We start from the raw sequence: 11513 nt of genomic DNA on the forward strand, positions 1-11513 counted from the left end.
GATGTCGCGACCCCTCAGCGGAGCAGGCGCGCCGCAGGCGACGAGTGGGACGGGGAGGCCGCGGCGATGACGTCCACCGTCACCGGTCTGCCGGACCGCTACCGGCCGCTGGACGAGATCGGCCCGGAGGAGACCACCTCCACCGGCGTGATCCGCTGCTGGCGGGCGAAGGACCGCGTGCTCAATCGCGACGTCGCCATCCGCGTGCACACCCCCGGAGGCCCCGCGGCCCGCGCCTGGATCGCGCGCGCCCTGACCTCCGGCGGCCTGGCCACCCCCGCGCTCGCCATGGTCTACGACGCCGCCGAGGGCACCGGAGCCGTCGACGTGCCCGGCGGGGCCGCCTACGTGGTCAACGAGTGGATCGAGGGCCGCACCCTCACCGAGCGGCTCGCCGACGGCCCGATGCCCGAGCGCGAGGTCCGCACCGTGCTGCGCCGGCTGGCCGAGGGCGTCGCCGAGGCGCACCGGGTCGGGCTCGCCGTGGGGGGCATCGGCCCCGACACCGTGGTCCTGCGACCCAACGGGCTGGTCGGGCTGCGGGCCGTCCCGGCGGCGTCCGGGACGATGCAGGGCGACATCGCGGCGCTCGGCGCGCTGCTCGAGTTCTGCCTCACCGGCCGCCAGGCCGGGCGCCCCGGCCCCGACGGCCGCCCGCCGCGCCCCGTGGTGATCCCCCAGCCGGACCTCGCCGCGCTGATCCGGCGGGCGCGCTCCGCCGACCCCGCCGGCGGCCTGTCCAGCGCCGCCGCCATGGCCGCGCTGCTGGCGCAGCCGCCCCGGCCCAGCTCGTCCGGCCACATCGTCCGCGATCCCGACGAGAGCGACAGCGGCTGGCTGCGCCGGCTCCGGGAGCGGCACGAGGCCGACGACTACGACGCCGAGGACTACAGCGCCGAGTACGACGACGAGGACGACGACCGGTACGACCCGGAGGACGACCCCCAGCGGACCGGCCTGACCGTCCTCCCGCCGGGACCGCCGCACCACGGCTCCAGTCGCCTCCCCCTGGACGACGCCTTCGGGGCGGACGAGGACCTCCTCCCCGACGATCGCGGCCGGTCCGACGAGGACGACGAGCGGCCCGCGCGCCGCAGACTGGTCGTCGTCGCCCTGGCGTTGGTCGCGCTGGCCGTCGTCGTGGCCGGGGCGTGGTGGTTCGGCACCTACGTGCTGTCGGTGGCCGACTCCGACGACGGCGCCGGCGCCGGCCCCTCGGGCCCGTCGTCGTCCTCCGCGCCGCAGGAGACGACCGGCGGCGAGACCCCCGCGCCGGAGGACACCCCGGCCGCCATCACCCGCGCCACGCTCTACAACCCGCAGGACAGCGACCCGGAGAACGAGGGCGACGTCCCGCTGGCCTTCGACGGAGACCCCGGCACCGCGTGGTCGACCGTGGACTACCAGGGCTCGGCCGACTTCGCCGGGCTCAAGGACGGCGTGGGCATCGTCTTCGACCTGGGCGGCGACCAGGCCCTCGCCGCGGTGACGATCACGACGAACACGCCCGGCGTGACGATGGAGGCCCGCATCGGCGGAGCCCCCGACGCCGACCTCGCCCAGTGGCAGGTCGCCGCTTCCGGCACGATCGACGGCACCACGGACCTCGCCTTCGACGAGCCGGTCACCACCCGCTACCTGCTGGTCTGGGTGACCTCGCTGGCACCGGGCCCCGACGGGTTCTCCGCCGACATCGCCGAGGTCTCCGTCCGCTCGGCCGGCTGACCGGGCGGCGAGGCCGCCGGTGTCCCCCGCCGGAGGAGCAGACCGGGGAATGCGCCCCCTACGATCCGGGTTGTGCCGCCCGTGACGAACGACCACCAGCCTGCCCCCGGCCCCGCCGTGACGACCGAGGTGCAGAACCCGGTCATCCCACCCGCGGAGCACGACGGCGTGCGCGACCTGATCATCATCGGGTCGGGTCCCGCGGGCTACACCGCGGCGATCTACGCCGCCCGCGCCAACCTGCACCCGCTCGTCTTCGAGGGCTCCCAGTTCGGCGGCGCCCTGATGACGACCACCGAGGTGGAGAACTTCCCCGGCTTCGCCGAGGGCATCCAGGGCCCGCAGCTGATGGACGACATGCGCACCCAGGCCGAGCGCTTCGGCGCCGAGCTGGTCGCCCGCGACGTCACCCGCGTCGACCTCACCGCCACCCCGAAGATCGTGGAGATCGGCGACGAGGTGCACCGCGCCCACGCGGTCATCGTGGCCACCGGCTCGAAGTACCGGTACCTGGGGCTGGACAACGAGGCCCGGCTGCTCGGCCGCGGCGTCTCGGCCTGTGCCACCTGTGACGGCTTCTTCTTCCGCGACCAGGACATCATCGTGGTCGGCGGCGGCGACTCCGCGATGGAGGAGGCGACCTTCCTCACCCGCTTCGCCAAGAGCGTGACCGTCGTCCACCGGCGGCAGGAGCTGCGCGCCTCGAAGATCATGATCAAGCGCGCCCAGGACAACGAGAAGATCCGCTGGGCGCTGGGCAAGCAGGTCGCCGACGTCCTCGGCGAGGACACCGTCTCCGGCGTCCGCCTGGCCGACGTCGAGAGCGGCACCACCGAGGAGCTCCCGGTCGCCGGGGTGTTCGTCGCCATCGGGCACGACCCGCGCAGCGAGCTCTTCGCCGGCCAGCTCAAGCTGGACGACGAGGGATACGTGCAGGTCGAGCACCCGACGACCCGCACCAACATCGACGGCGTCTTCGCCTGCGGCGACGTGGTCGACCACATCTACCGGCAGGCCATCACCTCGGCCGGCACGGGCGCGGCGGCGGCCATCGACGCCGAGCGCTGGCTGGCCGAGACCTTCGACGAGCGCTGATCACCCCCGGGCATAGATCCGCCGGGCCCCCGGTTGACCTGACCGGAGCCCGACTCCACAGACCACAGAGGAGAACGACCATGGCAGCCAACACCGTGACGGTGACCGACGCGAGCTTCGCCGACGACGTGCTGGGCAGCGACAAGCCCGTCCTCGTCGACTTCTGGGCGGAGTGGTGCGGGCCGTGCAAGATGGTCGCCCCGGTGCTCGAGGAGATCGCCGCCGAGCACGGCGACAAGCTCACGATCGCCAAGCTGAACATCGACGAGAACCCGCAGATCGCCCGCGACTACCAGGTCATGTCGATCCCGACCATGACGGTCTTCCAGGGCGGCAAGCCGGTCAAGAGCATCATCGGCGCCAAGCCCAAGGGCGCCATCCTGTCGGACCTGTCCGACTACCTGTGACCTCCCGCCCCGAGGGGCGGAGCGCAGCGTGACCACGGGGCCCACCCGGCCACCCGGCCGGGTGGGCCCCGTCGCGTCCGGGGACCGGTCCGGGCCCCCCGACGGGCCCCTCCCGACGACGAGGACGACAATCGGGACCACGATGGCGAACGACGACGGCATGTACCCCCTGCGGCCCGGGGACCGCGGTGCGGCGGTCGCCGACGTCCGCGCCGCGCTGCGCAGCCTGGAGCTCCTGGTACCAGCTCCCGCGGACGGCGGCGAGACCGAGAGCGAGACCCGCTACGACGAGGCCACCGAGCTCGCCGTCCGGCACTTCCAGCAGGTCCGCGGTCTGACCGTCGACGGGCACGTGGGCGAGGAGACCTACCGGGCCCTCTCCGAGGCCCGCTGGTCCCTGGGCGACCGGTTGCTGCACCACGACCCCGAGCGCCCCATGCGCGGCGACGACGTCACGAACCTGCAGGAACGGCTGCTGGAGCTCGGCTACGACGCCGGCCGCGCCGACGGCATCCTCGGACCCGAGACCGAGACCGGCCTGCGCGCCTTCCAGCGCGACTACGGGCTCTCCGCCGACGGCCAGTGCGGTCCGGCCACGCTCCGTGCGCTGCGCCAGCTGGGCCGCAAGGTCACCGGTGGCCGGCCGCAGCTGCTGCGGCAGAGCGCCCTCATGGTGGAGAGCGGCCCGCACCTGATCGGCCGGGTGATCGTCCTCGACCCCGGCCACGGCGGGCCCGAGACCGGCGTCACCGCGGGGGAGACGACCGAGGCCGACCTCGCGTTCGACCTCGCCTCCCGCATCGAGGGCAGCCTCGCCGCCGCCGGGGCGACGGCCTACCTGACCCGCGGACGGGAGCAGAACCCCAGCCCCGCCGAGCGGACCGCGTTCGCCAACGACGCCCGCGCCGACCTGTTCCTCTCCCTGCACATGGACGCGCACGACTCCGAGCACGCGCGCGGCGTGGCCAGCTACTACTACGGCACCGGCTCGGGGGCCTCCTCCACGGTCGGCGAGCAGTTCGCGCACCTGGTCCGCCGCGAGGTCGTGGCCCGCACCGGGCTGATCGACCTCGGCGGCTACCCGAAGACGTGGGACCTGCTGCGGATGACCCGGATGCCGGCCGTGCGGCTGGACTGCGGCTACCTCTCCCACGAGGTCGACCGGCGGCTGCTGCTCGACGCCCGCCTGCGGGGCACGGTCGCCTCCGCCGTCCTCGCCGCCGTCCAGCGGCTGTTCCTGCCCGCCGAGGCCGACCCGCCGACCGGCACCTTCGTGCTGGATCGATCGTCATCCTCCGGATGACACCGCGGCCAGGAGCCATTCCCCGCCTGAGCTGAGCCGCCGCCCGCTGTGACCGGTGGGACGGGTCCGTCACGCCCTCCGGCGTGTGCGGCAAAGCCGATGGCCGGGCTCCTTACACTCGACGGGTGGCCACTCTCCCGCCCGGTGTGCCCCCGGGCCCCGGCGCGAACGCGCACCCGCACACGGTCGTCCCCCGCCACCCGCGGCTGGACCCCCTCGCCGACCGCTACGCCGCACGCACCCACGGCATGAAGACGTCGGAGATCCGCGCACTGTTCTCCGTCGTCAGCCGGCCCGAGGTCGTCTCGCTGGCCGGCGGCATGCCCGCGGTCACGGCACTCCCGCTCGACGCCGTGGGCTCCATGATCGGCGAGCTGGTCAGCGGCATGGGCGCGCAGACCCTGCAGTACGGCTCCGGGCAGGGCGATCCCCGGCTGCGGGAGCGCATCTGCGACGTGATGGCGCTCGAGGGCATCACCGACGCCTCGCCCAGCGAGGTCGTCGTGACGGTCGGCTCCCAGCAGGGCCTGGACCTGGTCACCCGCGTCTTCTGCGACCCGGGTGACGTCGTCCTCGCCGAGGGCCCCTCGTACGTCGGCGCGCTGGGGGTCTTCCAGGCGTCCGAGGCCCGCGTGCGGCACGTCCCGATGGACGACGACGGCCTGATCCCCGAGGCCCTGGAGCAGGCGCTGCTCGAGTGTCGGGCCAACGGCGACCGGGTGAAGTTCCTCTACACGGTGCCGAACTACCACAACCCCGCCGGCGTGACCCTCTCCGAGCCGCGCCGCGAGCAGATCATGGCGATCGCCGACCGCTACGACCTGCTGATCGTCGAGGACAACCCGTACGGCCTGCTGGGCTTCGACCGGGAACCGATGCGGGCACTGCGGGCACGCAACGCGCAGCGGGTGGTCTACCTCGGCTCCTTCTCCAAGACCTTCTCGCCGGGTCTGCGGGTCGGCTGGGTCCTGGCGCCGCTCGCCGTCCGCGAGAAGCTGGTGCTCGCGACCGAGGCGCAGGTGCTCTGCCCGCCGTCGCTGACCCAGTACGCCGTCGCCCGGTACCTGGACACCCAGCCGTGGCGCGAGCAGATCAAGATCTTCACCGAGCTGTACCGCGAGCGCCGGGACGCCTGCCTGGAGTCCCTCGAGGCGATGATGCCCGCGGGCACGACGTGGACCCACCCCGACGGGGGCTTCTACGTCTGGCTGAAGTTGCCGCACGGCCTGGACAGCAAGCTCATGCAGCCACGCGCGGTCAACGCGCACGTCGCCTACGTGCCCGGCATCGGCTTCTACGCCGACGGCGGGGGCCGCGAGTACATGCGGCTGTCCTACTGCTACCCCGAGCCGGACCAGATCCGCGAGGGCGTGAGACGGCTGGCCCGCGTCATCGAGGCCGAGCTGGACCTGCACTCCACGTTCGACTCCGTCGACACCGGCACCTTCCGTGCGGTCCCGCGCAGCCTGCCCAACCACGAGGCGGAGAACATCGTCGGGCCCGCCAACGGCAACAGCTACGAGGACGGCCGAGCATGACCGAGTCCGCTGCAGCTCCCACCGCGACGTCCGAGCGCGTCGACCCGCTGCGCGTCGTCGTCCTCGCCGGTGGGCTGACGTTCGAGCGCGAGGTCAGCCTCTCCTCCGGCACCCAAGTGGCCGAGGAGCTCCGCCGCGCCGGGGTCGACGCCGAGGTCCGCGACGCCGACGCCGAGCTGCTGCCCGGCCTGGCCGCCGCCCCCGCCGACGCCCTGTTCATCGCGCTGCACGGCGCGACGGGCGAGGACGGCTCCCTGCGCGCGGTCCTGGACCTGGCCGGCGTCCCCTACGTCGGCTCGCCGGCCGCGGCCTGCCGGCTCGCCTGGGACAAGCCCGCCGCCAAGTCCGTGGTGCGCACCGCCGGCGGGACGACGCCGGACTGGGTGGCCCTGCCGCACAGCACCTTCCGCGAGCTGGGCGCCGGCGCCGTCCTCGACCTGATCGTCGCCCGCCTGGGCCTGCCGCTGATGGTGAAGCCCGCCTCGGGCGGATCGGCACTGGGCGTCCAGAAGGTCGGCCGCGTCGAGGACCTCCCGGCGGCCATGGTCAGCTGCTTCGCCTACGGCGACACCGTCATGGTGGAGCGGTTCGTCGAGGGCACCGAACTGGCGATCTCCGTCGTCGACCTGGGGGACGGGCCGCAGGCGCTCCCCGCGGTCGAGCTGGCGCCGGAGTCGGGCGTGTTCGACTACACCGCCCGGTACACGCCGGGCCTCACCGAGTACCACACGCCGGCTCGGATCCCGGACGACGTCGCGCAGCGGGCCGCCGAGCTGGCCGTGACGGTGCACCGGGAACTCGGCCTGGCCGACCTGTCCCGCACCGACGCCATCGTCGACGCCGACGGCGCCGTGCACTTCCTCGAGGTCAACGTCTCCCCGGGGCTGACCGAGACCTCCATGTTCCCCATGGCGGTGGAGGCCGCCGGTCACGACCTCGGCGAGCTCCTGGCCGCTCTCCTCGACCGCCGGGCCCGCTCGCACAGGTGAGGCACGGACCGCCGGGGATTGCGCTGTGACGCAATCCCCGGCGGTCAGAGGTCAGGACTCGGGACGGCGTCCGGTGATGTCGGGGGCCATCTGGCCGATGATGCGCTGCAGGTCGTCGACCGAACCGAACTCGACGACGATGCGGCCCTTGGCGCGGCCGATCTGGATCTTGACCTTCGTCTCGAACGCGTCGGACAGCCGGCCGGCGAGGTCCTCGACGCCCGGAGCGACCATGCGCCGGGTCCGTCGGGCCGCGACCGGCTGCTCCGCGGCGGCCATGGCCACCGCCTCCTCGGTCGCCCGGACCGACATGCCCTCGGCGACGATCCGGGTAGCGAGCGCCTCCTGGGCCTCCGCGTCCGGCAGGCCCAGCAGGGCCCGGGCGTGACCGGCGGAGATGACGCCGGCGGCGACGCGGGTCTGCACCTTCACCGGCAGCTTGAGCAGCCGGATGGTGTTGGTGACCTGCGACCGGCTGCGCCCGATCCGCTGGGCCAGCTCCTCGTGCGTGGCGCCGAACTCCTCGAGCAGCTGCTGGTAGGCCGCGGCCTCCTCCAGCGGGTTCAGCTGCACCCGGTGGATGTTCTCCAGCAGGGCGTCACGCAGCAGCGCGTCGTCCTCGGTGTCCCGGACGATCGCCGGGACGCTCTCCAGTCCGGCGGCCCGGGCGGCGCGGAGCCGCCGCTCGCCCATGATGAGCTCGTAGCCGCCCTCGGGACGTTCGCGGACGACGATCGGCTGCAACAGGCCGAACTCGCGCACCGAGTGGCTGAGCTCCTCCAGCGCCTCGTCGTCGAAGACCTGGCGGGGCTGCTTGGGGTTGGGGACGACGTCGTCGACGGCCACCTCGCGCAGCTGGGCGCCGGGCACGCCGACGGTCTCCTCGACCTGGCGGGCGACGGTCTCCGCCACCGAGTCCGCGGCCTGCGCGGCCTGGGGGAGGAGGTGCACGGCCGGCGCCTCGGCCGGTGCGGTGCGGTACCCGTCGTCGGCGTCCGGCTGGGGCGCGTGCTCCTCCGGCGGGGCGCTCGTGGGGATGAGCGCTGCGAGGCCCCGGCCCAGACCGCCACGCTTGTTCATCGGGAGGACTCCTCGGAGGACGAGGCCGGCACCGTGCCGACGTCAAGGGTGGCCGCATCGGTGCCGGGGAAGGCACGGGGCGGCAGCGGCGGGGGATAGCTCTGGCGCACCCCGTTGGGGCGCGCGTCGGACAGCGGCGTGAGGGCCACGCCCCGCTCGGCCAGCTCCCGGGCCGCATCGACGTAGCTGGTGGAACCGCGCGAACCCGGGTCGTAGGTGACGACCGACTGCCCGTAGCCCGGCGCCTCGCTGACACGCACGTTGCGGGGGATGACGGTGGGGAGGACGAGGTCCTTGAAGTGGTTGCGGACCTCGTCGGCGACCTGATCGGCGAGCTTCGTCCGGGAGTCGTACATGGTCAGCAGGATCGAGCGGACCGAGATGCCCGGGTTGAGATGGGCCCGCACGAGCTCGATGTTGTTGAGCAGCTGCCCCAGGCCCTCGAGCGCGTAGTACTCGCACTGGATCGGGATGAGCACCTCGTCGCCGGCGACCAGCGCGTTGAGCGTCAGCAGCCCCAGCGACGGCGGGCAGTCGATCAGGACGTAGTCCGGCCGCTCCTCCTCGGGGAGCGACTGCAGATACCCCTCGATCGCCCGGCGCAGCCGGTACTCACGGGCGACGACGGAGACCAGCTCGATCTCCGCGCCCGCCAGGTCGATCGTCGCCGGGACGCAGCGCAGCTTCGGGCTCGCCGACGTCGGGTGGACGACCTCCGCCAGCTCCCGGTCCCCGACGAGGGCGTCGTAGATGGACGGCGTCCCGACGCTGTGCTCGACCCCGAGGGCGGTACTCGCGTTCCCCTGCGGGTCGAGGTCGATGACGAGCGTCCGCAGGCCGTACAGCGCGAGGGCCACGCCGAGGTTCACCGTGGACGTGGTCTTGCCGACCCCGCCCTTCTGGTTCGCGATGGTGATGACCCGGATCCGGCCGGGCCGGGGGAACGGGTCCTGGTTGGCCGCGTGCAGGACCCGGGTCGCGCGCAGGGCCTCCATCGCGATGGGGCTGTCGAACTCCTCGCCTGCCGCGGAGAACTGGGCCATGGCTGCCTTGTCGGCGGCGAGACTGCTCCGCAGCCGCTGGCCCGGGTCACTCATCACGGGTCCTTCCTGCGTGCCGTTCCACGTGGAACACGCGCGTCCTCACGCTGCGCGTTCCACGTGGAACGGAGTGTCTGGGGGACGGCCTCACCGTCGTCCACGCGTCATCACCACCACGGTAGTGGCAGCGTCACCCCACTCCGCACCGACGGCCCGCGGGTGGATGTCCCGCATCCCGGCAGCCTCGAGTTCCGGGAGCATCCCGGGCAGGTCCTCCAGCGCCCGCGCGCCCACGAGGGCGACGAGGGTGGCGCCGGGCCGGAGCAGACCACGGCACCACGCCACGAGGCGGGGGAGCGGGGCGACCGCGCGGGCGGTCACCACGTCGACCGGGCCGACGGCGGCGATTACCGACCGCTCCTCCGCCCGGCCGCGGACGACCCGCCAGGGGGCGCCGAGCTCGGCGACGGCCTCGGCGAGGAAGTCCACCCGGCGGGCCATGGGCTCGACGAGGGTGAGCGTGACGTCGGGCCGCGCGAGCCCCAGCGGGATGCCGGGGAGTCCCGCCCCGCTGCCGACGTCGACCACGCGGGCGTCCGCCGGCACGGCCTCGGCCACGGCGGCGCTGTTCAGCACGTGCCGTTCCCAGAGGCGGGGCACCTCCCGGGGGCCGATGAGCCCACGCGTCACCCCGTCGCCGGCCAGCCGGGCCACGTAGGCCTCAGCACGGGCGAGGGCGCTCCCGAAGACCTCCGCAGCCAGCCCCGGCGCCGGTGGAGGAGTGGCGCCGGGGGCGGACGGGACGCCCGGGGCGTCCTCGTCGGGCTGCTGCGGGCTCTCCGTCACCGGTCGGGCAGGACCACGACCCGGCGGTTGGGCTCCTCGCCCTCCGACTCACTGTGCACACCGGCCACACCGGCCACGACGTCGTGCACGACCTTGCGCTCGAAGGGGTTCATCGGAGCCATGCGCTCGGGCTGGCCGCTCTGCGCCACCCGGCCCGCGGTCTGCCCGGCGAGGGCGGTCAGGTCCGCGCGGCGCTTGGCCCGGTACCCGCCGACGTCGAGCATCAGCCGGCTGCGCACGCCGGTGGACTGGGCCACGGCCAGCCGCGTCAGCTCCTGCAGTGCCTCGAGGACGGCGCCGTCGCCGCCGATCAGGTCGTTCAGCTGGCCACCGACGATGGCGACCGAGGCGCGGTCGCCCTCGACGTCCAGGTCGATGTCCCCGTCGACGTCGAGGATGTCGAGCAGCCGCTCGAGGTAGTCACCGGCGACGTCGCCCTCGCGGACGAGCAGGTCGTCACCGGTCGCGGCACCAGCGGAGTCGGCCTCCCCGGTGCCGGTCTCCTCGGTGTCGGCGGGCTCGACCAGGGCGTCGGCGTCGGCCGGGCCCGCGTCGGGCAGCTCGGTCTCGGTCCCGGGTGCGGCGGTGTCCGTCGCCGGGGGGGTGGGGGCGCTCATGAGGGGTTCCTCCCTGTGGGTGCAGGCGGCCGGGGCATCCCCGGTGGTATCGGTGCGGCGCCCGTCGTGGGGCGCCGGCTGCTCAGCGGCGCTTGCGCCTGTTGCGGTTGCCCGGTGCGGAACTGCCCGCGCCACCGGGCCGCTTGCCCGCACCGGTGCTCCCGGCGGCGGGCGGTGCCGCGCCGTTCCCCGACGAACCGCTGGTGCCGTTCACGGCGGCCGCGCCGGCGGAGGCCTCGCTCACGCCGGCGTCGGTGCCGGCGGCATCCGCGCCCGTGGAGTCGGTTCCCGGGACGGCGGCCGCGGCCACGGCCGGTCGGCCACCCTTGCCGCGGACGGGCTTGGCGCCCGGCTTCGGCGCCAGCGCCTTCGGGTCGACGGCCGGCTTCTCGGCAGCCTTCTTCGCCAGCGCGGCGGGGGAGTTCGGCGGGGGCATCTTGCGCAGGATGTAGAACTGCTGCATCAGGGTCCACAGGTTGTTGGTGAACCAGTACAGGAGCACGCCGATCGGGAAGAAGAACCCGGTCACGAAGAGGCTGACCGGCATGCCGTAGAGCATCAGCTTCTGGATCATCGCGGCCTGGCCCTCGACCGGCCCCGACCGCTTCATGATCTGACGCTGCGTCGTGAACGTCGTGATGCACATGATGATCATCAACGTCAGCGCGACCACGTGGATGCTGGTCAACGTCACGCCGGGGATCGCGAGGATCGCCTCGCGCTTGTCCCCCTTCATCGTGAACGACGCGGAGATCGGTGCCCCGAACAGCTTCGCCGTCGCCGCCTGCTGCGTCAGCTCATAGGACCAGCTGTACAGCCCCTCAGCGCCCGGCTGCAGCCGGCGCAGCACGTGGAACAGCGCGATGAAGATCG

General features: G+C 73.7%; 11 protein-coding genes. 6 read left to right on the plus strand and 5 right to left on the minus strand.

Annotation, left to right across the window (positions count from 1 at the left end):
* The first annotated feature begins 66 nt into the window (after positions 1-66).
* From N555_RS0125340 to N555_RS0125365, 6 genes are all read left to right on the plus strand, one after another.
* A complete protein-coding gene (locus N555_RS0125340) occupies positions 67-1725 on the plus strand; it encodes a protein kinase family protein (protein ID WP_029434286.1) in 1659 nt (552 codons plus the stop codon).
* Between the two features lie 129 nt (positions 1726-1854).
* Positions 1855-2820 carry a thioredoxin-disulfide reductase gene (gene trxB / locus N555_RS0125345; RefSeq protein WP_369794056.1) on the plus strand — a complete coding sequence of 322 codons (966 nt, stop codon included), beginning with the start codon at positions 1855-1857 and terminating at the stop codon, positions 2818-2820.
* Positions 2821-2900: 80 nt separating this feature from the next.
* Positions 2901-3227 carry a thioredoxin gene (trxA, locus tag N555_RS0125350; protein WP_029434288.1) on the plus strand — a complete coding sequence of 109 codons (327 nt, stop codon included), beginning with the start codon at positions 2901-2903 and terminating at the stop codon, positions 3225-3227.
* A 142-nt stretch (positions 3228-3369) separates the two neighbouring features.
* The gene (locus N555_RS0125355) at positions 3370-4530 is read left to right on the plus strand and encodes an N-acetylmuramoyl-L-alanine amidase (protein WP_231503171.1); all 1161 of its coding nucleotides are present in this window, start codon (positions 3370-3372) and stop codon (positions 4528-4530) included.
* A gap of 125 nt (positions 4531-4655) precedes the next feature.
* Positions 4656-6068 carry an aminotransferase-like domain-containing protein gene (locus tag N555_RS0125360; protein ID WP_029434290.1) on the plus strand — a complete coding sequence of 471 codons (1413 nt, stop codon included), beginning with the start codon at positions 4656-4658 and terminating at the stop codon, positions 6066-6068.
* Complete coding sequence (locus N555_RS0125365) at positions 6065-7057, plus strand: D-alanine--D-alanine ligase family protein (RefSeq protein WP_029434291.1); 993 nt, start codon at positions 6065-6067, stop codon at positions 7055-7057. The genes N555_RS0125360 and N555_RS0125365 overlap by 4 nt, the downstream gene beginning before the upstream one ends.
* A 51-nt stretch (positions 7058-7108) precedes the next feature.
* Here the strand turns inward: N555_RS0125365 and N555_RS0125370 are convergent, their stop codons facing one another.
* The 5 genes from N555_RS0125370 to N555_RS0125390 all read right to left on the minus strand — a co-directional run.
* A complete protein-coding gene (locus tag N555_RS0125370; protein WP_029434292.1) occupies positions 7109-8137 on the minus strand; it encodes a ParB/RepB/Spo0J family partition protein in 1029 nt (342 codons plus the stop codon).
* Entirely contained in the window at positions 8134-9234 is a 1101-nt protein-coding gene (locus tag N555_RS26450; RefSeq protein WP_029434293.1) for a ParA family protein, read from the minus strand. Before N555_RS26450 ends, N555_RS0125370 begins: the two co-directional genes overlap by 4 nt.
* A 90-nt stretch (positions 9235-9324) precedes the next feature.
* Positions 9325-10023, minus strand: coding sequence for a 16S rRNA (guanine(527)-N(7))-methyltransferase RsmG (gene rsmG, locus N555_RS0125380; RefSeq protein ID WP_081866482.1), 699 nt, complete (start codon positions 10021-10023; stop codon positions 9325-9327).
* Positions 10020-10640: a Jag family protein gene (locus N555_RS28510; RefSeq protein WP_029434295.1), complete on the minus strand. Its 621-nt coding sequence runs from the start codon at positions 10638-10640 to the stop codon at positions 10020-10022. The genes rsmG and N555_RS28510 overlap by 4 nt, the downstream gene beginning before the upstream one ends.
* Before the next feature lie 82 nt (positions 10641-10722).
* On the minus strand, positions 10723-11513 hold a 791-nt coding region (locus tag N555_RS0125390; protein ID WP_029434296.1), incomplete at its 5' end, for a YidC/Oxa1 family membrane protein insertase.

It is taken from the genome of Blastococcus sp. URHD0036, from assembly GCF_000701365.1.
In the GTDB taxonomy this organism is placed as follows: domain Bacteria; phylum Actinomycetota; class Actinomycetes; order Mycobacteriales; family Geodermatophilaceae; genus Trujillonella.

Bases quoted from the DNA above. Each gene is read 5' to 3' on its own strand.
- N555_RS0125365 (WP_029434291.1), top strand. From the start codon at position 6,065: ATGACCGAGTCCGCTGCAGCTCCCACCGCGACGTCCGAGCGCGTCGAC.
- N555_RS0125355 (WP_231503171.1), top strand. From the start codon at position 3,370: ATGGCGAACGACGACGGCATGTACCCCCTGCGGCCCGGGGACCGCGGT.
- N555_RS0125370 (WP_029434292.1), bottom strand. From the start codon at position 8,137: ATGAACAAGCGTGGCGGTCTGGGCCGGGGCCTCGCAGCGCTCATCCCC.
- N555_RS28510 (WP_029434295.1), bottom strand. From the start codon at position 10,640: ATGAGCGCCCCCACCCCCCCGGCGACGGACACCGCCGCACCCGGGACC.
- N555_RS26450 (WP_029434293.1), bottom strand. From the start codon at position 9,234: ATGAGTGACCCGGGCCAGCGGCTGCGGAGCAGTCTCGCCGCCGACAAG.
- N555_RS0125340 (WP_029434286.1), top strand. From the start codon at position 67: ATGACGTCCACCGTCACCGGTCTGCCGGACCGCTACCGGCCGCTGGAC.
- trxA (WP_029434288.1), top strand. From the start codon at position 2,901: ATGGCAGCCAACACCGTGACGGTGACCGACGCGAGCTTCGCCGACGAC.